21 protein-coding genes are annotated in these 24988 nt (G+C 33.9%); 13 read left to right on the plus strand and 8 right to left on the minus strand.

The genetic code is table 11. The features are described 5' to 3' along the window. The first annotated feature begins 23 nt into the window (after window positions 1-23). Complete coding sequence (locus GWR14_RS10225; RefSeq protein WP_163408933.1) at window positions 24-2282, plus strand: glycoside hydrolase family 3 N-terminal domain-containing protein; 2259 nt, start codon at window positions 24-26, stop codon at window positions 2280-2282. A 138-nt stretch (window positions 2283-2420) separates the two neighbouring features. On the opposite strand, the gene GWR14_RS10230 is transcribed toward GWR14_RS10225, so the two are convergent. The 5 genes from GWR14_RS10230 to GWR14_RS10250 all read right to left on the minus strand — a co-directional run bounded on the left by GWR14_RS10230 (window position 2421) and on the right by GWR14_RS10250 (window position 10092). Beyond that, complete coding sequence (locus GWR14_RS10230) at window positions 2421-4964, minus strand: sodium-translocating pyrophosphatase (protein ID WP_163408934.1); 2544 nt, start codon at window positions 4962-4964, stop codon at window positions 2421-2423. A gap of 111 nt (window positions 4965-5075) precedes the next feature. Continuing rightward, the gene (locus GWR14_RS10235; RefSeq protein WP_031454287.1) at window positions 5076-5606 is read right to left on the minus strand and encodes an inorganic diphosphatase; all 531 of its coding nucleotides are present in this window, start codon (window positions 5604-5606) and stop codon (window positions 5076-5078) included. Between the two features lie 132 nt (window positions 5607-5738). Next, window positions 5739-6338, minus strand: coding sequence for a DNA-3-methyladenine glycosylase family protein (locus tag GWR14_RS10240; RefSeq protein ID WP_163408935.1), 600 nt, complete (start codon window positions 6336-6338; stop codon window positions 5739-5741). A 204-nt stretch (window positions 6339-6542) separates the two neighbouring features. Beyond that, on the minus strand, window positions 6543-9044 hold the full coding sequence (locus tag GWR14_RS10245) for a DUF5686 and carboxypeptidase-like regulatory domain-containing protein (RefSeq protein ID WP_163408936.1): 2502 nt from the start codon (window positions 9042-9044) through the stop codon (window positions 6543-6545). A 70-nt stretch (window positions 9045-9114) separates the two neighbouring features. Continuing rightward, on the minus strand, window positions 9115-10092 hold the full coding sequence (locus GWR14_RS10250) for a pyruvate dehydrogenase complex E1 component subunit beta (protein ID WP_163408937.1): 978 nt from the start codon (window positions 10090-10092) through the stop codon (window positions 9115-9117). 485 nt (window positions 10093-10577) lie between these two features. Between GWR14_RS10250 and GWR14_RS10255 the strand changes: the two genes are divergently transcribed. From GWR14_RS10255 to GWR14_RS10270, 4 genes are all read left to right on the plus strand, one after another. Next, complete coding sequence (locus tag GWR14_RS10255) at window positions 10578-11324, plus strand: electron transfer flavoprotein subunit beta/FixA family protein (RefSeq protein WP_163408938.1); 747 nt, start codon at window positions 10578-10580, stop codon at window positions 11322-11324. 75 nt (window positions 11325-11399) lie between these two features. Continuing rightward, window positions 11400-12368: an electron transfer flavoprotein subunit alpha/FixB family protein gene (locus GWR14_RS10260; protein WP_163408939.1), complete on the plus strand. Its 969-nt coding sequence runs from the start codon at window positions 11400-11402 to the stop codon at window positions 12366-12368. A 163-nt stretch (window positions 12369-12531) separates the two neighbouring features. Continuing rightward, entirely contained in the window at window positions 12532-13155 is a 624-nt protein-coding gene (locus GWR14_RS10265; RefSeq protein WP_163408940.1) for a bifunctional nuclease family protein, read from the plus strand. Window positions 13156-13247: 92 nt separating this feature from the next. Beyond that, window positions 13248-14099, plus strand: a complete 852-nt coding sequence (locus GWR14_RS10270) for a thymidylate synthase (protein WP_163408941.1) — start codon at window positions 13248-13250, stop codon at window positions 14097-14099. A 40-nt stretch (window positions 14100-14139) separates the two neighbouring features. On the opposite strand, the gene GWR14_RS10275 is transcribed toward GWR14_RS10270, so the two are convergent. Then, entirely contained in the window at window positions 14140-14436 is a 297-nt protein-coding gene (locus GWR14_RS10275; RefSeq protein WP_163408942.1) for an isoamylase early set domain-containing protein, read from the minus strand. 239 nt (window positions 14437-14675) lie between these two features. Here GWR14_RS10275 and GWR14_RS10280 point away from each other — a divergent pair, with 239 nt between their 5' ends. From GWR14_RS10280 to porT, 4 genes are all read left to right on the plus strand, one after another. Further along, window positions 14676-15020: a 2TM domain-containing protein gene (locus tag GWR14_RS10280; protein WP_163408943.1), complete on the plus strand. Its 345-nt coding sequence runs from the start codon at window positions 14676-14678 to the stop codon at window positions 15018-15020. Window positions 15021-15032: 12 nt separating this feature from the next. Continuing rightward, window positions 15033-15515 carry a dihydrofolate reductase gene (locus tag GWR14_RS10285; RefSeq protein WP_163408944.1) on the plus strand — a complete coding sequence of 161 codons (483 nt, stop codon included), beginning with the start codon at window positions 15033-15035 and terminating at the stop codon, window positions 15513-15515. Window positions 15516-16071: 556 nt separating this feature from the next. Continuing rightward, the gene (gene ubiE, locus GWR14_RS10290; protein WP_163408945.1) at window positions 16072-16803 is read left to right on the plus strand and encodes a bifunctional demethylmenaquinone methyltransferase/2-methoxy-6-polyprenyl-1,4-benzoquinol methylase UbiE; all 732 of its coding nucleotides are present in this window, start codon (window positions 16072-16074) and stop codon (window positions 16801-16803) included. A gap of 1 nt (window position 16804) precedes the next feature. Next, window positions 16805-17524, plus strand: a complete 720-nt coding sequence (gene porT, locus GWR14_RS10295) for a type IX secretion/gliding motility protein PorT/SprT (protein WP_163408946.1) — start codon at window positions 16805-16807, stop codon at window positions 17522-17524. Window positions 17525-17533: 9 nt separating this feature from the next. Here the strand turns inward: porT and GWR14_RS10300 are convergent, their stop codons facing one another. Next, entirely contained in the window at window positions 17534-18262 is a 729-nt protein-coding gene (locus tag GWR14_RS10300) for a TrmH family RNA methyltransferase (protein ID WP_163408947.1), read from the minus strand. 37 nt (window positions 18263-18299) lie between these two features. On the opposite strand from GWR14_RS10300, the gene tamL reads away from it, so the two are divergent. The 4 genes from tamL to GWR14_RS10320 all read left to right on the plus strand — a co-directional run bounded on the left by tamL (window position 18300) and on the right by GWR14_RS10320 (window position 23578). Continuing rightward, window positions 18300-20855, plus strand: a complete 2556-nt coding sequence (gene tamL / locus GWR14_RS10305; protein ID WP_163408948.1) for a translocation and assembly module lipoprotein TamL — start codon at window positions 18300-18302, stop codon at window positions 20853-20855. Window positions 20856-20914: 59 nt separating this feature from the next. Next, entirely contained in the window at window positions 20915-21982 is a 1068-nt protein-coding gene (gene fbaA, locus GWR14_RS10310) for a class II fructose-bisphosphate aldolase (RefSeq protein ID WP_012023542.1), read from the plus strand. A 63-nt stretch (window positions 21983-22045) separates the two neighbouring features. Continuing rightward, window positions 22046-22900, plus strand: coding sequence for an acetyl-CoA carboxylase, carboxyltransferase subunit beta (gene accD / locus GWR14_RS10315; RefSeq protein WP_163408949.1), 855 nt, complete (start codon window positions 22046-22048; stop codon window positions 22898-22900). 81 nt (window positions 22901-22981) lie between these two features. Beyond that, window positions 22982-23578, plus strand: a complete 597-nt coding sequence (locus GWR14_RS10320; protein ID WP_163408950.1) for a hypothetical protein — start codon at window positions 22982-22984, stop codon at window positions 23576-23578. Between the two features lie 5 nt (window positions 23579-23583). Here GWR14_RS10320 and GWR14_RS10325 read toward each other — a convergent pair whose 3' ends face one another. Further along, a complete protein-coding gene (locus GWR14_RS10325; protein WP_163408951.1) occupies window positions 23584-24831 on the minus strand; it encodes an ABC transporter permease in 1248 nt (415 codons plus the stop codon). Between the last annotated feature and the right edge of the window lie 157 nt (window positions 24832-24988).

Here is a 24988-nt window from a genome sequence, read left to right on the forward strand (position 1 = left end):
TTTCCAAATCTTAAAATTACAAAATGAAAAATACTATTTTGCTGCTATTCACTTTCTCCATTTGCAGTGTTACTTGGAGTCAGGGAAATAAAAAATCAGAAATTGATGCAAAAGTTTCTGAATTGCTTTCAAAAATGACTCTCGAAGAAAAAGTGGGTCAAATGACACAAATTACAGTTACAATTTTTGAAGACCCAAAAAAGCCCGGGTATTTTGATCCTGCAAAATTAAAGCAGGGAATTCAGGATTACCATATTGGTTCTATCTTAAATGTTCCGAATCCCGGAGCGCCAACAATACAAAGATGGCAGGAAACCTTAACTGCAATCATCAATGAAGCCAATAAAACAAGGCTAAAAATTCCGGTTTTATACGGAATCGATGCCATTCACGGTGCCAGTTATACAGCAGGAGCAACTTTATTTCCACAGCAGATAGGGCTTGCTGCAACTTTTAATACAGATTTGGTAAAACGAGGTGCCGAAATTTCAGCATACGAAACCAGGGCTTCTTCAATCCCTTGGGTTTTTTCTCCTGATTTGGATTTTCCAAGAAATCCTGCCTGGTCCAGAATGTGGGAATCTTTTGGAGAAGATGCTTATTTATCTTCAAAAATGGCTGTAGCATTAGTAGATGGGTTTGAAGGAAAAAATGTAGGTTCAAAATACAGTGTAGCTTCCTGCATGAAACATTACATCGGTTACGGAAGCACTTACACAGGAAAAGACAGAACACCGAGTATCATTCCGGAGCGCTTATTAAGACAGTATGATTTAACCATTTACGAAGCTGCCATTAAAGCCGGAGCCAAAAGTGTAATGGTAAGTTCTGGCGAAATCAACGGAACTCCCGTTCATGCCAGCAAACATTTAATTACCGATATTTTAAAAAATGAATTAGGCTTTACAGGAGTTGTAGTTACAGACTGGAAAGACATTATTTACCTTCATACCAGACACAAAGTTGCCGAAACTAAACGTGATGCTGTGAGAATAGCCATTATGGCCGGAATTGACATGAGTATGGTCCCTGAAGAATTTTCTTTTTACACAGATTTAGTAGATTTAGTACAAAAAGGAGAGGTTCCAATGTCCAGAATTGATGATGCGGTTGCCCGAATTTTAAGAATGAAGTTTGAATTGGATTTATTTCAGAACACGGTTGCCAATTTAAAAGACTATCCAAAATTCGGATCTGCAGAACACATTCAGGAAGCTTATAAAACAGCAGCTGAATCTATTACTTTACTAAAAAACAATAATGCTGTTTTGCCTTTAAACAAAAACGAAAAAATTCTGGTTACTGGAGCAACAGCAAACAGTATGAAATACCTTAATGGTGGCTGGTCTTATACGTGGCAGGGAGATAAATCAGACACGTATGCCGCTGATAAATTCACCATTCTGGAAGCTTTTCAAAATAAAATCGGAAAAGAGAATATACTTTACACTCCCGGAGCAGATTTAGAAATCGAAAATGAGGCAGAAATTCAAAAAGCCGTTGATTTAGCTAAAAATGCTTCTAAAATAGTGCTTTGTTTAGGCGAGAAAAACTATACCGAGACTCCTGGAGATATCAGCAATCTGTTCATGAGCAGCTCTCAGATCAAATTAGCTTTAGCATTATCAAAATTAAACAAACCGATTATTTTGGTTTTAAACGAAGGAAGACCACGATTAATTAGTGATTTCGAAGATAAAATGAATGCTGTAATTCAGTGTTATCTTCCCGGGAACGAAGGAGCCAGAGCTTTGGTTGATATTATTTACGGAGATGTAAATCCAAGCGGAAGACTCCCTTACAATTATCCGAGATATCCAAATTCATTAGAAAAATACAACCGAAAATATACCGAAAGTATCTCTGAAGGCGAACAAAATGATGATGCCAAATATGAAAAAAGCTATTTGCCTCAATATGAATTTGGAACAGGATTGTCCTACACCACTTTTACTTATTCGAACTTAAAAATTGATAAATCTGAAATTAATTCTAATGACGAAATTAATGTTTCTGTAGAAGTGACCAATTCAGGTAAAAAAGCCGGAAAAGAATCTATTCTATTGTATTTATCAGACAATTTCGCAAGTATCACTCCCGAATTTAAAACTTTAAAAAGATTTGAAAAAATTAGTTTAGAGCCAAATGAGACTAAAACAGTAAAATTCACACTGAACCAAAAAGACTTACAGTTTGTAAACGAAGATTTAAAATGGATTTCTGAAAAAGGAACTTTTACTCTTCAGATTTCAAACCTTAAAAAAGATTTTGTTTTGAAATAATTGCAGGAAATTTAATTCCACAAGAAACTCTTCAACTAAAATCTAATTTTGAATTAATAGAGTAAAATAGGTTTTAATTATTAAACGAAAAATGCCTCTAAAATTTAGAGGCATTTTTATTTATAACTAACAAGATATTTATTTCGCAGCTTCAATTTTAGCTTTTACTTCTTCTTCAGTTCCTTCAAAAACTTCAGTAGTTGTTTTGCCGTTTTCTGTTTTGGTTAAAGTTCCTGTGGTAACTCCATTTACGGTAGCCAAATTAACCTCTACACGTTTTTTATCATATTGACTGGTATCAAAACAATCTGTCTTTTTATATTTTCCGTTTTCATCAAAATGAGCCAGACATTTAGCAGTTTCTTCTACAGAGCATCCTTTTTCTTTGCACATTTTGATACATTCTTCTTTTGTCATTCCTGATATATCTCCGCATTTAGAAACTCCTGATACATGCATTTCCATTTTACAGCAGGAACCTTTTGCCGCAATATCAGAAGGCGCATGTCCGTCACCTAAAATTGGCGCAATTACCAATCCGATCAGACAAGTCAGTTTAATTAAAATGTTCATTGAAGGTCCTGAAGTATCTTTAAACGGATCTCCAACTGTATCTCCGGTTACGGCTGCTTTATGTGCATCAGAACCTTTATAGGTCATTTCTCCGTTAATCATTACCCCAGCTTCAAAAGATTTTTTGGCGTTATCCCAGGCACCTCCGGCATTGTTTTGAAAAACAGCCCAAAGTACTCCGGAAACCGTAACTCCGGCCATATAGCCTCCCAGCATTTCAGCAATCAACTGATTATTGTCTATGTAAACTAATTTCCCTAAAAGTACAATGGCAATTGGAAAACCAATCGTTAAAATTCCAGGAAGCATCATTTCGCGTAAAGCGGCTTTTGTAGAAATCTCAACACATTTTCCATATTCTGGTTTTGCGGTCCCTTCCATAATTCCTGCAATTTCTTTAAATTGGCGACGCACTTCGTACACCATATCCATTGCGGCCTTTCCAACAGAATTCATAGCTAAAGCCGAGAAAACCACCGGAATCATTCCGCCGACAAATAACATCGCTAAAACAGGTGCTTTAAAAATATTGATTCCGTCAATTCCTGTAAAAGTTACGTATGCTGCAAATAATGCCAATGAAGTCAAAGCCGCAGAAGCAATGGCAAATCCTTTTCCGGTTGCAGCAGTTGTGTTTCCTACAGAATCTAAAATATCGGTTCTGGTACGCACTTCTTTTGGTAATTCGCTCATTTCGGCAATTCCTCCAGCGTTATCAGAAATTGGCCCGAAAGCATCAATTGCTAATTGCATAGCTGTTGTCGCCATCATTGCTGAAGCTGCTAAAGCTACTCCGTAAAATCCAGCCAAAGCATACGAAATCCAAATTGCTACAGCAAACAATAATACGGTTGGAAAAGTTGAAATCATTCCTGTTGCCAAACCAGCAATAACGTTTGTTCCCGCTCCTGTAGATGATTTTTGAACAATTGCCAAAACTGGTTTTGTTCCTAATCCTGTATAATATTCTGTTACTGATGAAATCGCACCTCCAACAACTAATCCGACTAAAGTTGCATAAAATACACGCAATGATGAAATGTCTTTGGATCCTTCTCCAAAAAAAGTCATTTGCATCGTTTCAGGCAGCATATATTTTACTAAAAAGAAACATGCAATAGCCGTTAAAACAATCGAAACCCAGTTTCCTATATTTAATGCCTTTTGAACTTGTGCTTCTTTTGCATTATCGTCTGATATTTTTACTAAAGTTGTTCCGATAATTGAAAACAAAATTCCAAAACCGGCAATTGCCATTGGAAGTAAAATTGGCCCGATCCCGCCAAAAGCATCGTTGATACTTCCTCCCATATCTTTTATTACGTAATTTCCAAGAACCATTGCCGCTAAAACGGTTGCTACATACGAACCAAATAAATCAGCTCCCATACCTGCAACATCTCCTACATTATCTCCTACGTTATCGGCAATTGTAGCCGGGTTGCGAGGATCATCTTCCGGAATTCCGGCTTCTACTTTACCTACTAAATCGGCACCAACATCAGCTGCTTTGGTATAGATTCCACCACCCACTCTGGCAAACAAAGCGATTGATTCTGCACCAAGTGAAAATCCTGCTAAAGTTTCTAAAACAACAGTCATTGTTTCGGTGTCTTTCCAAACTCCTCCGGAAAATAAATTAAAGAATATTATAAAAAAGGCTGTTAAACCTAAAACTGCTAAACCAGCAACTCCAAGTCCCATTACAGTTCCGCCTCCAAAAGAAACTTTTAAGGCCTGTGGCAAACTTGTACGTGCTGCCTGCGTTGTTCTAACGTTTGTTTTAGTTGCGATCTTCATTCCGATATTCCCAGCATAAGCCGAAAATAAAGCACCAAAAATAAAGGCAATTACGATTAATAAATGTGTCTTTACACCCGGAATAAAAGTAATTCCTGCTAAGGCTAAGCTTGCAATAATTACAAAAATGGTTAATAGTTTATATTCTGCTTTTAAGAAGGCTAAAGCACCTTCGTAAATGTAATTTGAGATTTCTTTCATCTTACCATCGCCGGCATCTTGTTTTAAAACCCAACTCCTTTTTATTCCCATGAAAAGTAATCCTAAAACTGCCATTACTATAGGCAGGTAAATCATAAATGCATTCATAATATTTTAATGGTTTTGGTTAATAGTCAACAAACTAACAAAACGAATTTAAACAAAAAAGCAATACTCTTAACGGAGTATTGCTTTTTTTACAAAATATGATGCCTTTAATTATTTAATGCTAAATAATCCTTCTGGTTTGTTTTCAATTTGATTAAAACGCTCTGTACATTCTTTAATGATAGCGAATGCTTCGTTTACGTCTCCCCATCCTTCAACATCTACTTTTTTGTTTTCAAGATCTTTGTAAACCTGGAAGAAATGTTCGATTTCTTTTAATAAGTGTCCGTTGATATCAGAAAGGTCGTTTAATGAATTCCAGATTGGATCTGAAACCGGTACACAAATAATTTTCTCGTCTGGTCCTTTATCATCTGCCATGTGGAAAACTCCAATTGGTTTTACTTCAATAACACATCCAGGAAAAGTTGGTTCGTTAATCAAAACCAATACATCAAGAGGATCACCGTCTAAAGCTAAAGTTTCAGGGATAAATCCATAATCTGCAGGGTACATCATTGAAGAGAATAACATTCTGTCGAAACGCATTCTTTTGATTTCAAAATCGTACTCATATTTATTTCTGCTTCCTCTTGGTATTTCGATCAATACATCGAAAGTTGTTAGTTTGTCTGCGGTCATTTTCTTTTTTTATTATATCTATAATTTCGGTTGCAAAAGTAACCAAACAATCCTTTTTTACAATAAAAAATTGCATTAATCTATGAAACTTTGTACATTAATTAATATACTTTCCATTTATATAACAGACAGTTAATAGGTAATCTTACGATTTCGTTTATTTAAGTAATAATGCCAGAGCAAATAGGTTGCATAAGAACGGTACGGACTCCATTGTTCTGTATGGTTTTCCATTTCTTCTCTGTTATGAATATCTAATAATTCTTTGATGGTATTAATGACTGCAATATCTCCAAGCGGAATCAAATCAGGTTCCTGAAGGCAGAACATCAGATAAATATCAATGGTCCAGTTGCCTATGCCTTTTAATTGAATAAGTTCTTCCCGAACTTGTTTCGCCGATTTTGAAGCCAGGCTTTCAATATCTAATTCTTTATTTAAAACCGCTTCCGCTAAAATTTTAATGTATTTTGTTTTCTGACGGCTTACTCCCAGGCTTCTAAATTCTTCCTCAGTTAAAACAGCCATGTTTTCAGGATTACAAGTTTTGTAAGCTTTGATTTTTAAAAATGTGGCTTTCGCCGAATCTACCGAAACCTGTTGTTCTAAAATAAGTAATACTAAAGTTTCGAAGCCTTGTGGGCGTTTTGGAATTGTTGGCAATCCATATTTTTCTATGATTTGCTGAAATATTGGATTTTTAGTTACTAGAAAATCGATTGCTTCCTCCATGACGTTGTTTTTTAGCCCCGATAGTAGTGGAAATCCTTTTGTGTCGGGGTTCGACACAAAAGATTGCAACGGATAGCGGGAATAGCCTCTAAATTTAAACAAAAAACAATTACACAAAAACGCCAAGTAACTAACAAAACTTAGCAACTTGGCGTCTTTACGAGATTATTAAACGTTTGAACTTTACTTAATATTACAAAATGTTTAGAAATAGAATCCGAAAGATCCTTTTACTGCAAATCTGGTAGCATCCGGCATATCTAAATAATTCCCTCTCCATGAAAAATCTATTCTGAAAACTTTAAAGATATTTCCAATTCCGGCACTATACTCATAATATATATTTTCCGGTGCATTATAAGGAACACCCGAAGCATTTATAGCACGATTTGCACTTGTTATTGATCCATGAACTGCTTTAACCCCTACAATTTCTCTCCAATTTAATTTTCTCATGAATGGAATCCTGGCAAATAACCTTCCTCCAAAATCATGATTCCATTGCATTGTTACATATTGATCAGTTATGAATTCATAGAAATTCAAATTACTAAATGTATTTTCAATATTCCAGTAAGTCTGGTTTCCCGGAACAACACTCATTAATCCCAATGGAATTGTACCGAATGTCTTACCTGTTTCCAAAATAATGTTTGATCTTCCTAATGGTCCGATAATAATAGGCTGTTTGTAATATAATTGTACTTTTTCATACGCAAAATCACTATTTAAAACCCCTTTTAAACCATAACTGAAATTAACAAAGAAATGACTGAACGGACTGTCAACTAAATCCCTCTCAACACCATAACCTATGGTTTTACGATTTGGCATTAATTCAAACTGGATATTAGCCTCAGACTGTGTTACCTTACTTTCTACAACACCGGCCGGGTTTGCTGGAGTTGGCAAAGTAGTATAATAATCCATACTAAATGTATTGGATGCCGACTCTAATGTTCTGTACGATAAACCTGCCTGAACAATAAAATTTTTCATAGGCTCCATTTCAACAGAAACATTACTAAGATTAATATTGGTCAATTTTCCGTTACTTCCTGTCGTAAATAAAGCCGAAGAAGCAAAACTTCGTCCCAAAACATCGTTTGTTGTGGTTAAACTGGCACCAATTTGCTCAATGTCACGTCTGTTTCCTCCGGAGATGATAACACGTTTTTTCTTGTCGACCATCCATTTCCCGGAAACACCGTATTTGAATTTATTATCATCAAATCCGTAAGCTGTATAAGCCTGTATACGCCAAGGGTCATTTGGACCAAAATATGTTCTTCCTCCTACTCTTAATCTCAGCCCTTCAACTTCATTATATCCAAAAGTTGAGAAAATAGGCCCAAAATCGAAGTTTTTAAATTCGACATAACCACTTCCCAAAATAGAAACCAAATTATAGAGCTGCTTAAATTTCTTGACTGTCTGCAGGGTATCGAGCATTTTATAAATACCCTGTTCATCCTTGTTTAATTTTTCAAAACGATTTTCTTCCCAGAATTCAGGTGGCCGTTCATAAACAGCATTGTCTACAAAATTGACTTCTTCTTTATAAAATTTCTCCGGTTTCTGAATATTGAATTTATGATTTCTGTATAAAGTCGTTCTTTTTCCATAAACTCCCTTTGACTTTTCTTTTTTGTTTAAAGCAAAATCAGACATCATATAATCACGGGTCAAAAGGAAAACAGAATCGTTTTCAACTTCAAATTCCTGCTCGATGTAAATATCTTTTACCCAGTTAATATTGGCACTTTTTGTAACACCCATATTAATTTTCTTGATTGCAAAAGTTGTATCATTTACCCAAAAATCCCCTTTAAAAGTCAATTCATTTTTTCGTCTTGGATAAAAAACAATATTATAACACCATTTTTTGTCTATAAAAGCACTGTCTTTCAATACGTAATTATAGACATCAATTCCAGTTTTTGAAAGCGGACTTGTAAAACTTTTATCAAAAAATTTAAGATGGTTATCGTAAATATTATAATCCGAATAAAGATCTTTTACAAAAGATAAAATCTGCTGGTTCCCATTAAATCCTGACATTTTATTCCCGGATAAATTTTCTTTTACTTTTTTCAATTTATTATCGCCGTAAACATCATAAACTGATTCATTGATAAAAATTGGTAAATAAGTTTTTCCGGTGACATCTGAAGTATCAACGTGATTAAAGATAAACTCCATCCCTTTGAAAAGTTTATTTTTCATGAAAGCACTATCAATCGTGTTCATGTCAAACTCCACTTTTTCATACTTCTGCATTTGATACTGGTTAAACAGGTAAAGACCGTTTTTCCGTTTTCTTTCCCATATTTTTCTCAAAATATCCAATGCGGGATTATTTTTTTTGGATGTTTTCCCAGTAAAAATAACAACCTCATTAAGTGCTTCAGCTTCGCTTAAAACAATTTTAAAATTATAATTTACTGCTTTTTCCAAAGAGACTTCTTTATCTGAAAATCCTGCAGAAGTAACAAGCAATGCGGTATAAGTATTTGGCGATTCCAAATAAAAACGCCCGTCTTCATTAGAAACTATTCCTGTGTTTGAACCCTTAAAAACAACATTTGCAAAAGGTATCGGCTGATTAGATTTGTCCAAAACAATTCCACTCACTTTCGTTTGTGCAGTAGCAATAGTCGCAAATGCGAATACAAAAAATAGGCTGAGTAAAATTATTCTTTTCATTGTCAGGGCAAAAAAAAACTTCATCAATTAACTGTGAATGATGAAGTTTTGTGAGTATTTTAAATGTGTATTACTTGTACAATACTTTTTTAACTGCTTTTACTACATCACCAGCATTTGGCAACCACTCTTTTAATAACACTGGAGAGTAAGGCGCTGGAGTATCAGCAGTTGTGATACGCTGAATTGGTGCGTCAAGGAAATCAAAAGCCTGTTCCTGTACAATATATGTAATTTCAGAAGAAACACTCGCAAATGGCCAGGCTTCTTCAAGAATTACCAAACGGTTAGTCTTTTTAACTGATTTTAAGATTGCATCCTTATCCATTGGACGAACTGTTCTTAAATCGATAACTTCACAAGAGATTCCTTCTTTAGCTAATTCATCAGCAGCGATAAAAGCTTCTTTAATGATTTTTCCGAAAGAAACAATTGTTACATCTGTACCTTCACGTTTCACATCAGCAACTCCAATTGGAATTACATATTCTCCGTCTGGCACTTCACCTTTGTCACCGTACATTTGCTCAGATTCCATAAAGATTACAGGATCATTATCACGAATTGCAGATTTCAAAAGTCCTTTTGCATCATAAGGTGTTGAAGGAACGATAACTTTAAGTCCCGGAGTATTTGCAAACCAGTTCTCTAAAGCCTGAGAGTGAGTAGCTCCTAATTGACCAGCAGAAGCTGTTGGTCCACGAAAAACGATAGGCACATTAAATTGTCCTCCTGTCATTTGACGCATTTTAGCAGCGTTGTTTATAATTTGATCAATACCAACTAAACAGAAGTTGAAAGTCATATATTCTACAATTGGACGGTTACCATTCATTGCAGATCCTACTGCAATTCCTGTAAACCCAAGCTCAGCAATTGGAGTATCGATTACTCTTTTTTCACCAAACTCTGCAAGCATTCCTTTTGAAGCTTTGTATGCTCCGTTGTATTCTGCAACCTCTTCGCCCATTAAATATATGGATTCATCGCGACGCATTTCTTCGCTCATCGCTTCGCAAATGGCCTCTCTAAATTGTATTGTTCTCATAGTTGTATATTATGTTCTTTTTTCTGATGAGCAAAAATAAATATTTTAAATAACTTAAAAGCAAAAATTCAGTTTAAAATAACAGTAACTTCTGCTTCTTCTTTCACTTTTAACTTTTTAAAAATTATTGTGATATTTACAAAATAGATATACTGTCAATTTTCTTCACTAAAAGATATTTTATAAAAACTCGATTTTATCAATTTTATTCTAAAAAAGGATAAAAATCTTTTTTGGTGTTATTCCCACAAACAGTTTTAATTAACTATCATTAAGTATTATACAGCAGTTAAAAAAATAAAGTCCGCTAAGAATCAATATTATCAATAAAAATTTTGACTTTATTTTTCGATGAGAGTATTCCAAAAATCAGCATTTTGCGAAATCGTAATAGTTTTTAAAAATATTATGCATGCATAGTATAATTATTCCAAATTAAATTCTAAATTTGTAAAAGCATATTAATAAATTCAAAATATATACTTATGAAAATACTAGTTTGCATCAGCCATGTGCCTGATACTACTTCAAAAATTAACTTTACAAACGGCGATTCAGAATTTGATACTGCCGGCGTACAATATGTAATTAATCCTAATGATGAGTTTGGTTTGACGCGTGCTATCTGGTTTCAGGAACAACAAGGCGCAACAGTTACCGTAGTAAACGTTGGAGGTCCTGATACTGAACCAACATTACGTAAAGCTTTAGCAATTGGTGCAAACGAAGCAATTCGTATAAACGCAAACCCTACTGATGGTTTTTTTGTTGCAAAACAATTGGCAGAAGTAATCAAAAACGGTGGTTATGACTTAGTAATTGCAGGAAAAGAATCTTTAGATTATAATGGAGGAATGGTTCCTGGAATGATTGCCGGTATTTTAGGCTCAAACTTCCTGAACTCTTGTACAAGTTTAACTGTTGAAGGAAACAATGCAAAAGCAGTTCGCGAAATCGACGGTGGAAAAGAAACTGTAAGCACAACTCTTCCTTTAATAATTGGAGCTCAAAAAGGTCTTGTTGAAGAAAAAGATTTACGTATTCCGAACATGAGAGGAATCATGACGGCAAGAACTAAAGCTTTAACTATTCTTGAGCCTGTTGATGCGGCTGTAAATACGAAAGCAGTAAAATTTGAAAAACCAGCTCCAAAATCGGCAGTGAAATTAGTTTCTGCAGATAATTTAGATGAGTTAATTAATTTATTACACAACGAAGCGAAGGTAATCTAGTAATCAGTATTCAGTCGCAGTTTTCAGTTTGCAAAACTTGAAAACCTGAAACTTTAAACTTCAAAACAAAAAATTATGTCAATATTAATATATGCAGAATCTGCAGAAGGAAAATTTAAAAAAGTAGCTTTCGAATTAGCTTCTTACGCTAAAAAAGTAGCCGAATCATTAGGAACTACTGTTACAGCTTTGACTGTAAACATCAGCGATGTTAGCGAGTTAGGCAAATACGGAGTTGATAAAGTTCTTAAAGTAACCAACGATAAATTAGCCGGTTTTAATGCAAAAGCTTATGCTGATGTTATTAAACAAGCTGCTCAAAAAGAAGACACAAAAGTAGTTTTACTTTCTTCTACAACAGATAGTATTTACCTTTCTCCACTTGTTGCAGTAGCTTTAGAAGCTGGTTTCGCATCAAATGTTGTAGGATTACCAGTTAGCACTTCTCCTTTCCAGGTAAAAAGAAATGCTTTTTCAAACAAAGCTTTCAACATTACAGAAATCAGTACAGATGTAAAGGTCCTTGGCTTAGCTAAAAACTCTTACGGACTTTTTGAAAGCGCAGGAGCTGCAGCATCAGAAGATTTTAATCCAACAATTGGAGATAATGATTTTGGTGTAAAAGTAGAATCAGTAGAAAAAGTATCAGGGAAAGTTTCTATCGCAGACGCAGATATCGTAGTTTCTGGCGGACGTGGATTAAAAGGACCTGAAAACTGGGGATTAATCGAAGATTTAGCTGCTGTTCTTGGAGCTGCAACTGCATGTTCTAAACCAGTTTCAGATTTAGGATGGAGACCTCACAGCGAACACGTAGGACAAACAGGTAAACCAGTTGCAACCAACTTATACATTGCGGTGGGAATCTCAGGAGCAATTCAGCATATTGCAGGAATCAACTCTTCTAAAGTAAAAGTAGTTATCAATAACGATCCGGAAGCTCCTTTCTTTAAAGTAGCTGATTACGGTGTAGTTGGAGATGCTTTTGAAATTGTACCACAATTAATAGAAAAATTTAAAGCTTTTAAAGCACAGAATTCCTAATTAAAGAATTCTCTTTAAAATATAGCTGCCTAAAAACAAGATGTTGTATCTTTGTTTATAGGCAGTTTTTTTGTTCCATATTTTTTGATTAAAATTGCACCTTTATTTTCCAATCAAAAACAGTATTAAAATGAGGCGCTAAGTGCCTTTTTTACAAACATATATGAGTCTAGTAAAATTATCCATAAAAGGAATTTCATACAGTCAAACTCAAAATGGCGCTTATGCCTTAATTTTGAATGAAGTGGATGGTGAACGAAAATTACCTATTGTAATTGGTGCTTTTGAAGCCCAGTCAATTGCTATTGCTTTAGAAAAAGAGATAAAACCGCCACGTCCTTTAACACACGATTTATTCAAAAATTTTGCCGAAAGATTTGATATCGTGGTAAAACAAGTAATCATACACAAATTGGTAGACGGTGTTTTTTATTCAAGTTTAATTTGCGAAAGAGATAAAATCGAAGAAATTATCGATGCCAGAACTTCTGATGCAATTGCTCTGGCATTAAGGTTCAGCGCTCCTATTTTTACTTATAAAAACATTTTAGATAAAGCCGGAATTTATTTAAAATCGAATACTGCTGAAACAGATTCGGGCGCTCAGGAAATAGACGATGTGCTTTCTAACCCGGAAACTTTCGGGCATGGTGAAGAAACCAACCAATCGGGAGACGTTTATGCAAAACATTCTTTACAAGAATTAAACGAGCTTTTAGATCAGGCTGTTTCGCAGGAAGATTACGAAAAAGCAGCCAAAATCAGAGACGAAATCTCCAGAAGATAATTTTTATGTTTAATCGTTAAAACCGTTTATTCGTTAAATCGATTAAACAAATTTACAATTAAACAAATCCACGATTAAACGATTAAACGACAATGAAGCAATACTTAGATTTAGTAAAACACGTTTTAGAAAACGGTAATCAAAAAGGAGATCGTACCGGAACCGGAACAAAAAGTTTTTTTGGCTACCAGATGCGTTTTGATTTAAGTGAAGGTTTCCCAATGGTTACAACTAAAAAACTTCATTTAAAATCCATCATTTACGAATTACTTTGGTTTTTGAAGGGCGATACCAACATCAAATATCTTCAGGAAAACGGAGTAAAAATCTGGGATGAATGGGCCGATTCTAATGGCGATTTAGGCCCAGTTTACGGACATCAATGGCGTAACTGGAACAGCGAAGAAATTGATCAGATTTCTGAATTGATCACAGAATTAAAAACAAATCCGAATAGCAGACGAATGTTGGTTTCTGCATGGAATCCATCGGTTCTGCCGGATACTAAAAAGTCTTTTGAAGAGAATGTTGCAAACAACAAAGCAGCATTACCTCCTTGCCATGCCTTTTTTCAGTTTTATGTAGCAAGTCCAGATCCTGAAAAAGGAGAAACAAAAGGAAAACTTTCCTGCCAATTATACCAGAGAAGTGCTGATATATTTTTAGGAGTACCTTTTAACATTGCTTCTTATGCATTGCTGACTATGATGATTGCACAAGTATGCGACTTAGAACCAGGCGAATTTATTCACACCTTTGGCGATGCACACATTTACAATAATCATTTCGAACAATTAGAATTACAATTATCACGTGACCCAAAACCACTTCCAAAAATGATTTTAAATCCCGAGATCAAAAACATTTTTGATTTTGATTACAAAGACTTTACACTTGTAGATTACAATCCACATCCTGCTATAAAAGGAAGTGTTGCAATATAAAAATAGAAATCCGCTTAATATGAAAATAAGCGGATTTTTTTTATACAACTAATACGCTGTTTTCACTTCCAGCATAATCATTCCATTTATAAGAATCAGCTTCAGGATCATTTACGTAAAGCCCGTCAATAACATACTTGAATTCATAAATAGCATCTTTAACCAAATCATAAGTAGCTTTAAAAGTTCCGTTTTTTAGTTTACTTAAGGTTCCTTCTTCTATATTCCAGTTATTAAAATCTCCAACTACAGCGACCGAATTAGCATCTTTCGCTTCAATTGCAAATGTCACTTTGCAAACTGGTTTCGTTTTTACAAATTGCTTTTTCAAAGACATAACTATTTCATTTTTAGGTTCGTATTCCAAAGTTCGCAAATTCATCTGAGTAAACAATACCTACTGTTATGAATTATCATTATAATAATCAAAGGCATTTTTTTTACACTTTCATTAATTTTAAGTTTTAAAATCTACGAATTCGGATTTACAGACAGTTTTAAGACAAATAATTATTTATTCAAAATAGCGAGTTTTCAAAATAAATTATAACTTTATAATCTTATTTTGAATAAATTATGGAAAAAGAAGTGCACGAACAATACGAGTATGCCCGTAAAAGAATCAGGCAAAAAAAAGCATTATATTTTCATTTGGTTCTTTTTCTCTTAGGAAGTTTATTTTTATTTGTTGCCGATAATTTTTGCGGCGTTCGTATCAGAACAACAGAAAATTGGAGCATCTGGATTATTACTCTGTGGTTTTTTATTTTTATTTTGCACTTTATAAAAATTTACATAACAGACAGATTTATGAACAAAAAATGGGAACGGGAACAAATTGACCGTCTGGTAGCATTACAGCAAAAACGGATTGCTCAATTAGAATCCTCCATCAACGATAATCCAGAAAACAAAATTTAGTTCTAATACACTATGCTTATAATGATAGCGGCTGTAGCCGAAAACAATGCCCTGGGGAAAAAAAACAAGTTAGTATGGCATCTCCCAAATGATTTTAAAAGATTCAAATCTCTCACCACCAATCATCATATTATAATGGGAAGAAAAACTTTTGAGAGTTTCCCAAAACCATTACCCAACAGAACACATATCGTAATATCCCGTCAGGAAAATTATAATCCCGGAGGCTGTATTGTTGTTGACACTATTGAAAAAGCCATTGCACTATGCCCTGAAAATGAAGATTCATATATTATTGGAGGCGGAGAAATTTACACTTTAGGATTACAATATGCCGATATCATAGAAATAACAAGAGTACATCATACTTTTGACGCCGACGCATTTTTTCCAAAAATTAATGAAAAAGAATGGCAATTGGTTGAGTCCGAGGAAAATTTTAAGGATGACACCCATCTTTATGATTATACATACGAAACATACATTCGGAAATAAAAAAAACATCCTCAAAATTGAGGATGTTTTTTTTTAAATTCAATGATTAGAGCAATGACCTACTCTTGAAACAATATTTGATAACATAAAATAAAAATTACAAATATTAAAAATACTCCAGAGAGGAATATAATAACATTTGATATTTTTTGAGAGTACATCTCAAAAAAACCCTTAATACCAAATACCACGAAGGTACTAAAGGCAAAGAAAATTAAAATTTCCAAAAACAAATTTAATCCTAAGAACGTATTTTGCGCTTTAAATATAATACTGCTCTCAAAAACAGTACTTTCAAAACAGCTTACAAGAACAAACGAGATGCTAAGCGCAAGGAGCACCCATTTGATTTGGGTCATTGTATCTCTATTTATCATTGAAAAAATATTAACATTTTTACAAGTGCTAAATTGACCAATAAATATGTTACCTACAATACCCACTTTTAGTGATTTTACTAAATCGATATTTTTTAGATTAAAAACATTTTCTATCCGAATTAAGCAAAGGCAATTGCAGTTAAATACTTTATGTTATATTTGCGTAAATTAATAAAATGTCTGAAAAAATAACTCCGTACAAAAATTCAACATTAGGCAAAAAAGAACAGGTTGCACAAATGTTTGATACCATATCTGGAAACTATGACAACCTAAACCGTGTAATTTCGTTTGGAATAGATGTCAAATGGCGCAAAAAAGTTTTGAAAATAGTTTCAGATTCAAAGCCAAAAACCATTCTTGATATTGCTACCGGAACCGGAGATCTGGCTATTTTGATGGCACAAAGCAATGCTCAAAAAATTATCGGTTTAGATATTTCTGCCGGAATGCTGGAAGTAGGAAGAAAAAAAATTGAAGAAAAAAAACTTTCTGACCGCATTGAACTGATTCTTGGAGATTCTGAAAACATACCTTTTGAAGACAACTATTTTGATGCCATAACTGTTGGTTTCGGTGTTAGGAATTTTGAAAATCTGGAAAAAGGCTTTTCTGAAATATTACGTGTTTTAAAACCAAATGGTGTATTTGTTATTTTAGAAACTTCTGTTCCTGACAAAACACCTTATAAGCAAGGATATCGTTTTTACACCAGAAATATACTTCCCCTAATAGGAAAACTTTTTTCTAAAGACAATTCAGCTTATGGATATTTATCCGAATCTGCAGCTGCTTTTCCTTATGGAGAAGCTCTGAACAATATTTTGAAAAAAATTGGGTTTATAAATGTTGTGGCTATGCCTCAAACATTTGGAGTTGCAACCATATATTCTGCTTCTAAAAAATAGTATGAAAAAAACAGTAGTCTTAATTTTATTAGTATTATCAACACAAGGATACTCTCAATTCGCTAAAAGTATGTTTAGCAAAGATCCTATTATTAATCTTGAAAACTGGCAAAAACAACGCCTTTACTTTGGGTATTATTTAGGCTTTAACAGTTTTGATTTTAAATTTGACTATAAAAACGTCGTACAAGAGGATATTCAGGTAAAAAAAACTGTCGGATTCAATGTAGGTGTTGTCGCTGATGTAAGACTTCAGGAATATTTAAACCTGCGTTTTGAACCAGGTCTTTATTACACAAAAAGAAATTTATATTTTCCTAATTTCACTTCAGAAAGTGATTACTTAAGGGAAGTAAACAGTACTTATATTCATTTTCCTTTACTATTAAAATTCTCTGCTTTACGTACGGGAAACATTCGTCCTTATTTGACAGGCGGGCTTTCTACGACGTTGAACCTTTCCAGTAATTCAAAATCTAAAGATGACAATTTTGAAGGTAAATTCAGAGTAAAACAATGGACTAATGCTTATGAAATTGGATTTGGCATTGATATCTTTTCAGAATATTTTATTTTTTCACCTTCTATCAGAGGGATGTTTGGTATAAGCGATGAGTTAATCAGGGACAATAAAACTCCCGAAAATCCAAACAGTCCATGGACAGACAACATTGATTCTATGAAATCTAGAGCAATTTTAATAAATTTTACTTTTCATTAAAACAAAAACCTAACTATTTCGTTTAAATTCACTGAGAACAATAGCGGTGGCGGTGGCTACATTTAAACTTTCGGTTTTTTGTAATTCACCAAATCTGGGAATTGTAAGTCGGTTTGTCACCATTTTTTCAATCTCTGCCGAAATACCATTGGCTTCATTACCCATAATAATGATTCCGTTTTTAGGCAATTCTGATTGATAAATGTTTTCACCGTTCATAAAGGTCCCAAATACAGGTGTTTTTGCGTTTGTTATATAAGATTTCAAATCAACATAATTTACATTAACTCTTGTGATAGAACCCATTGTGGCCTGCACAACTTTTGGATTGTAAATATCGACAGTTTCTTTTGAACAGATAATCTGCTGAATCCCAAACCAGTCGCAAAGCCTTAAAATGGTTCCTAAATTTCCCGGATCACGTATGTCGTCTAAAGCTACAATTAAGCCTGAATCGATTATCGTATTTTCGGCTGGGATTTTGAATACTGCTAAACAGGTATTTGGAGTTGACAAAGCGCTTATTTTTTTAAGTTCCTGGTCTGTAATAGAAATACGTTTTGAAATTTCAACCTTTTCAAAATCATTCTGAGTAGTAAACAAGAGTTCTAATTCAAAATTGGATTGCAACAATTCCTGAATTACTTTTACTCCTTCGGCAAAAAATAATTGATTAGCAAAACGTTGCTTTTTTTGATGCAGCCCCGATATAAGTTTTATTTGGTTTTTACTAATCATAAAATAATGTACTTTTGAATTAAATATTAAAAAACACTTGAAAAAGATTTTTACAAAAATAACAGCATTTATTCTAATAGCAATACTTATTTGCGCTTGTAACGCTGTAAAAAGAGTTCCCAACGGCAAAAACTTACTTATAAAAAATGATATTATTGTAAACGGCAAATCTACAAATGACGAAGTCGCTTCGAATCAGATGTATCAAAAACCTAATAACAATTTACTTGGATATCGCCTTCGTTTAAATTTATATAATCTGGCCAATTTAAATCCGGATTCTACATATCAGGCAAAATTTAAAAACAATCCCGGAAAGTACGAACGAATGTCTAAAATATTTTCTGCAAAACAGGTAGACCGACTTGGACAATCATTCTGGTATAAAGGAATTCATGAATTCTTAAAAAAAACAGGTGAAGCTCCTGTAATTATTGACACATCAAAAACTAAAAAATCATTACTCCGTTTAAAATCTTATTATTTTAACAACGGTTATTTTAAAGTCGCTACCAATTACAATATTGACAGTGTCGGTTTTAAAAGAGCAAAAATCAATTATAACATTACTACTGGACCTGCTTATACTCTTGACTCGATCAGAAGTAATATCAGCTCTCCGGCTTTAGATTCTTTATACAAAAAAAGCCCCGATCCATCTTTATTAAAATCTGGAAATCAATTTAAAACCAGTGATTTTGACGAAGAAAAAAATCGAATCACAACCTATTTCAGAAATCATGGGGCCTACTTTTTTCAGCCTACCTATGTAACTTATGACGTAGATACAATCGGAAAAAAAAATAAAGCCGATATTACCCTGATCATCAAAAACAACAACATTCAGGAGAAGGATTCTAGCAGAACAGAACCTTTTAAATTATATAAAATAAGTGCCGTTAATATATATACCGACTATTCTACTGCAAATGCCAAAAAACCGATTAAGGATAGTACAACCTATAACAACTTTAATTTGTACAGCTATAACAAATTAAAATACAAGCCACGTGCTATTACAGATGCTATTTTTATTACAAAAGGAGGCACTTATGCTGATTTCAGGACTACCCTTTCATCCCGCTATTTAAACAATCTAAAGATTTTCAATTATCCATCTATACAATATGAAGTAGATAAAAGAGATTCTACGGCACAATCCTTAATAGCAAAAGTTTATTTAACCCCAAGAAAAAAATACAGTTTCGGAGCTACTTTAGATTTAACACATTCTAATATTCAGGATTTTGGAATTGGAGCCAGTATTTCGGAAACGATTCGAAATGTATTTAACAGAGCCGAAACTTTAGAAATTTCTGCACGTTTAAACGTTGGATCTTCTAAAGATATGGCAAATCCGAATGACAATTTTTTTAACGTTTCTGAATACGGAGTTGACATGAAACTTAATTTCCCAAGGATTTTAATGCCTTTTGGCACAGAGAAAATTATTCCAAAAAGTATGATTCCTTCAACGGGAATAAATGCCGGATTTACTAAACAAAGAAACATTGGTTTAGACAAAGAGAGCTTCACAGGGGGGCTATCTTATCTTTGGTCTCCAAAAAGATATAATTCGGCAAAATTAGAATTATTAAATGCACAGTATGTACGTAACTTAAATCCCGATAATTATTTTAAAGTATATACATCTTCTTACGATGAACTGAATGATATTGCTCAAACTTATAACACTAACCCTGATTATGTCGACAATAATGGAAATCTGATCATTAATCAGGGAACTACCGGATTTACAAACGATGTCTTGTCCGGAAACACTACACTGACTCCAAGCGACAACGAGTATCAGGATGTTGAAAGTATAGAAGAAAGAAGAGTACGTTTAACTGAAAATGATTTTATTTTAGCAACCAGTTATACGTTTACCAAAACAACAAAAAAGGATTTAGCGGATAACACTTTTTATCAATTTAAAACCAAAATAGAATCAGCGGGTACTTTATTATCAGCCATTTCAAGTGTAGCAAGTTTACCTAAAAACTCAAGTGGCAATTACGAAATATTTAATCTGGAATATTCTGAATACATAAAAACCGAATTTGACTATATCAAACACTGGGATTTTGGCAAGGAAAAAGTATTAGCGGTAAGAAGCTTTTTCGGAATCGCAATCCCGTTTGGAAACTCAAATTACATTCCCTTCACCCGAAGTTATTATTCAGGAGGATCAAACGACAATCGCGCATGGCAGCCTTATTCCTTAGGTCCCGGAAGCACCAATGCAGTAAATGACTTTAATGAAGCTAATATGAAACTTGCTCTTAGCGGTGAATTCAGGTTTAAAATTTTTGGTGATGTCAAAGGAGCAATTTTTGCTGACGCCGGAAATATCTGGAATGTGCTCGATAATGTCACTGATGAAAAGGCAAGATTTGACAACGTAAACGATTTAGCTGAAATTGCTTTAGGCTCTGGATTCGGTTTGAGATATGATTTAAGTTTTTTTGTTGTTCGTCTGGATTTAGGCTTCAAGACTTATAATCCGGCGCATGAACCAGGTGAACGCTGGTTCAAAGAGTACAATTTTGGGCACTCGGTTTTAAATTTTGGAATAAATTATCCGTTCTAATGCTAATTAATTCTTATTTTTGCAACCTAAAAACCTAAAAACAACTAAAAAAAATTACAATGGCACACAATATCAAACCAGGAGTGGCTACAGGAGATCAGGTACAGGAAATCTTTAATTATGCAAAAGAAAAAGGATTTGCCTTACCTGCAGTAAACGTTACAGGATCGAGTACAATCAACGGAGTTCTTGAAACTGCAGCAAAACTTAACGCACCGGTTATCATTCAATTTTCAAACGGAGGAGCACAATTCAACGCTGGAAAAGGATTATCAAACGCTGGAGAAAAAGCAGCTATCGCAGGAGGAATCGCGGGAGCAAAACATATTCATACTTTGGCAGAGGCTTATGGTGCAACTGTAATTTTACATACTGATCACTGCGCAAAAAAGTTATTGCCTTGGATTGATGGTTTATTAGATGCTTCTGAAAAACATTTTGCAGAAACAGGGAAACCATTATTCAGTTCTCACATGATCGATTTGTCTGAGGAGCCAATCGAAGAGAACATCGAAATCTGTAAAGAATATTTAGCTAGAATGAGCAAAATGGGAATGACATTAGAAATCGAACTTGGTATTACAGGTGGAGAAGAAGATGGCGTTGACAACTCAGATGTAGACAGCTCAAAATTATACACTCAGCCAGAAGAAGTAGCTTACGCTTACGAAGAATTATCTAAAGTGAGCCCTAAATTTACAATTGCTGCTGCTTTTGGAAACGTTCACGGTGTTTATAAACCAGGAAACGTAAAATTAACTCCAAAAATCTTAAAAAATTCTCAGGATTTCGTACAAAACAAATTCAACACTGGACACAACCCAGTTGATTTCGTTTTCCACGGAGGTTCAGGTTCTACACTTGAAGAAATCAGAGAAGGAATTAGCTACGGAGTTATCAAAATGAACATCGATACAGATTTACAATTTGCATACACTGAAGGTATTCGTGATTATATGGTTAAAAACCTTGACTATTTAAAATCTCAAATTGGTAACCCAGAAGGTCCGGATGCTCCAAACAAAAAATACTACGATCCAAGAAGATGGGTTCGTGAAAGCGAAGTAACATTCAATGCAAGACTTGAACAAGCTTTTGCTGATTTAAATAACGTAAACACGTTGTAATTAACAATTAACAATTGACAATTAATCTTATCAATTGTCAATTATCAATTATCAATTAAAAATATGGCTTGGTTTAAAAGACAAGAAAAAGGGATTACGACCGCGACAGAAGACAAGATGGACGTTCCGAAAGGATTGTGGTACAAATCTCCTACTGGAAAAATTATTGATGCTGACGAATTAGCAAGAAATCTATTCGTTAGTCCTGAAGATGATTTTCACGTTCGAATTGGAAGCGCAACCTATTTTGAAATTTTATTCGACAACAACGAATTTGTTGAGTTAGATAAAAACATGACCTCTAAAGATCCTCTGCATTTTGTGGACACAAAAAAATATGCAGAAAGATTAAAAGACGTAATGGACAAAACTCATCTTAAAGACGCTGTACGTACAGGAGTAGGAAAATCTAAAGGAAGAGAGCTTGTGATCTGCTGTATGGATTTTGCATTCATCGGTGGATCTATGGGAGCTGTAGTAGGTGAAAAAATTGCAAGAGGTATTGATCACGCTATTAAAAACAAACTTCCGTTTGTAATGATTTCTAAATCTGGTGGGGCTCGTATGATGGAAGCTGCTTATTCTTTAATGCAATTAGCAAAAACTTCTGTAAAATTAGCTCAATTAGCGGAAGCTAAATTACCTTACATCTCTCTTTGTACAGATCCAACAACTGGAGGAACAACTGCATCTTACGCCATGTTAGGAGACATCAACATCTCTGAACCGGGTGCTTTGATTGGTTTTGCTGGTCCGCGTGTTGTTCGTGACACTACAGGAAAAGATTTACCTGAAGGTTTCCAAACTGCTGAATTCTTATTAGAACACGGTTTCTTAGACTTTATCACGCCTAGAAAAGAATTGAAAGATAAGATTAACTTATATATCGATTTGATTCAGAATAATGATATCCGATAGTTTTAACTATTTAAAATAGAAAATCCCAAGAAAAATCGCTTCTTGGGATTTTTTATATCTTTATTTTAAATCTTATTCTTCATGGCTAGAATTATTATTGGTTTTATAATTTGTTTTCTTCTTGGGAATTGTGCCAAGAAAAAAGAAAATATCATCATAAAAAACAAACCATATATTATTGCTTATGAAGACATTAAATCATCAAATTATTTAAAGAAGAAAAACATTCCTCTTCCACCTAAAGGTTTCTACAGTGAAAGTCAATTATTAATTGATAAAAAAGGTCATTTTTATTATTATCAAAAAGAACATTTTAGAGCTGGATGCGGAACAAAAGAAGAAAGCGACACACTTCCACACTTTATAAATTTAAAACCAAACGATATAATCATAATTCCAGAAGAAAGTTTAACTAATTTCCTTTCACAAAACATCTTAAACAAGGTAATAAACAGAAGAATACTAATTGTTGCATCTCAAAATGATACAATAAAAAACACATCTTTTTTTAATTTTATAAATAAAAATCAATTAATAGCATATCAAATAAGACGAACAACACAAGAAGAAGATACCGTTTTAAAATACAAACTTGAAGATAAATATTATTCTCCTCAAGACATAAAATGGGATCAAAATAGAATCACTCTTCCGTTTATAAAGCCAAAATTAAAATAAAAAAACTACATTCCAGTACGGATCGCTTCCACCGGATCCAGATTTGCAGCTGAAATTGCCGGAAGAATCCCGGAAATCAATCCGATAAGACCTGCTAAAGTGGTTCCTAAAATTATATTTCCGAAACTTAAGACAAATTCAAAATCGAGTGCTTTTGTTAAGATAAATGCAATTCCCCAAACCATCAATAATCCGATGATTCCGCCAATTACAGAAAGAATTATGGCTTCAAATAAAAACTGAAATAAAATAAATCGGTTTTTAGCTCCCAGCGATTTTTGAATTCCAATCAAATTGGTTCTTTCTTTTACCGAAACAAACATAATATTGGCGATTCCGAAACCTCCCACTAGAAGAGAAAATCCACTGATAATCCATCCTACAACATTTAACTGCCCTAAAATACTATCGATAAAATCAGTAAATCCGGAAAGCACATTTAGAAAAAAGTTATCCATTTCTCCTGCTTTCATTCCACGAATAGCCCTAAGTTTTTGTGTTACTTCTGCCTTGTAAGCATCCATATCAACTCCTTTTTCAGGTTTTAAAACAATAACCGGAGTCATTGAATCACTATCACCGTACATTCGGCGTAAAAAATTTGCAGGAAGGTAAACAGAGGTATCATTACTATCCCCAAAAAAACCCGCACCTTGTTTTGCAATTACACCAATTACAGTAAAACGCTGCCCGTACAAACGGATATTTTTTCCAATGGGATCACTTGCGCCAAAAAGCCCTTCTGCAATATCATACCCAAGTACAATAACGGCTGATCCAGAGTTAGATTCCGATTCATTATAAAACCTTCCTTTATCAAAACTTAATCCGTCGATGTCTACCATTTCAAATGAAGACGGAACAATATTTACATCTGCAACTGTTCTTGAATCATATTTTAACGTTTCATGATTTACAAAAAGCTGGTATCCTACCTGATTAGTGTTGTTAAGCGAATTTTTAAGCGCCACATATTCATCATATTTCACATTCGGGAATTGCTCTCTCTTCCATTGTGGAATTTCTGAAGGCCCGAAACTAAATTTTATTAAATAAATCGTATTTTTATCTAAGCTGCTCAGGTCTTTAGAAATTTTCCTGTCTAAAGAATCTACAGCAGCCAAAACGGCAATAATCGAAAAAATACCAATTGTAACACCCAGCAATGACAACAATGTGCGTAATTTATTATTGCGCAAAGCATTGATGGCAAAACTCAGACTTTCTTTTAATAATCTCAGATAAAGAAGCATATAATAGTATTTTTCAATAAAGTAAAATTCAATATTTTAAAAACAAAAACCTAATAAAAGTTAACTTACTCATCAGTAGATTTTTTTAGCATAATGTTACATTAATTTTCTTTAAAATAATATATAAAAAAACTACTTTTGCAGTCTCAAAATTCAT

The organism is Flavobacterium ajazii, from assembly GCF_010614725.1.
Lineage (GTDB): Bacteria > Bacteroidota > Bacteroidia > Flavobacteriales > Flavobacteriaceae > Flavobacterium > Flavobacterium ajazii.

Bases quoted from the DNA above. Each gene is read 5' to 3' on its own strand.
- GWR14_RS10225 (WP_163408933.1), top strand. From the start codon at position 24: ATGAAAAATACTATTTTGCTGCTATTCACTTTCTCCATTTGCAGTGTT.
- GWR14_RS10230 (WP_163408934.1), bottom strand. From the start codon at position 4,964: ATGAATGCATTTATGATTTACCTGCCTATAGTAATGGCAGTTTTAGGA.
- GWR14_RS10235 (WP_031454287.1), bottom strand. From the start codon at position 5,606: ATGACCGCAGACAAACTAACAACTTTCGATGTATTGATCGAAATACCA.
- GWR14_RS10240 (WP_163408935.1), bottom strand. From the start codon at position 6,338: ATGGAGGAAGCAATCGATTTTCTAGTAACTAAAAATCCAATATTTCAG.
- GWR14_RS10245 (WP_163408936.1), bottom strand. From the start codon at position 9,044: ATGAAAAGAATAATTTTACTCAGCCTATTTTTTGTATTCGCATTTGCG.
- GWR14_RS10250 (WP_163408937.1), bottom strand. From the start codon at position 10,092: ATGAGAACAATACAATTTAGAGAGGCCATTTGCGAAGCGATGAGCGAA.
- GWR14_RS10255 (WP_163408938.1), top strand. From the start codon at position 10,578: ATGAAAATACTAGTTTGCATCAGCCATGTGCCTGATACTACTTCAAAA.
- GWR14_RS10260 (WP_163408939.1), top strand. From the start codon at position 11,400: ATGTCAATATTAATATATGCAGAATCTGCAGAAGGAAAATTTAAAAAA.
- GWR14_RS10265 (WP_163408940.1), top strand. From the start codon at position 12,532: ATGAGTCTAGTAAAATTATCCATAAAAGGAATTTCATACAGTCAAACT.
- GWR14_RS10270 (WP_163408941.1), top strand. From the start codon at position 13,248: ATGAAGCAATACTTAGATTTAGTAAAACACGTTTTAGAAAACGGTAAT.
- GWR14_RS10275 (WP_163408942.1), bottom strand. From the start codon at position 14,436: ATGTCTTTGAAAAAGCAATTTGTAAAAACGAAACCAGTTTGCAAAGTG.
- GWR14_RS10280 (WP_163408943.1), top strand. From the start codon at position 14,676: ATGGAAAAAGAAGTGCACGAACAATACGAGTATGCCCGTAAAAGAATC.
- GWR14_RS10285 (WP_163408944.1), top strand. From the start codon at position 15,033: ATGCTTATAATGATAGCGGCTGTAGCCGAAAACAATGCCCTGGGGAAA.
- ubiE (WP_163408945.1), top strand. From the start codon at position 16,072: ATGTCTGAAAAAATAACTCCGTACAAAAATTCAACATTAGGCAAAAAA.
- porT (WP_163408946.1), top strand. From the start codon at position 16,805: ATGAAAAAAACAGTAGTCTTAATTTTATTAGTATTATCAACACAAGGA.
- GWR14_RS10300 (WP_163408947.1), bottom strand. From the start codon at position 18,262: ATGATTAGTAAAAACCAAATAAAACTTATATCGGGGCTGCATCAAAAA.
- fbaA (WP_012023542.1), top strand. From the start codon at position 20,915: ATGGCACACAATATCAAACCAGGAGTGGCTACAGGAGATCAGGTACAG.
- accD (WP_163408949.1), top strand. From the start codon at position 22,046: ATGGCTTGGTTTAAAAGACAAGAAAAAGGGATTACGACCGCGACAGAA.
- GWR14_RS10320 (WP_163408950.1), top strand. From the start codon at position 22,982: ATGGCTAGAATTATTATTGGTTTTATAATTTGTTTTCTTCTTGGGAAT.
- GWR14_RS10325 (WP_163408951.1), bottom strand. From the start codon at position 24,831: ATGCTTCTTTATCTGAGATTATTAAAAGAAAGTCTGAGTTTTGCCATC.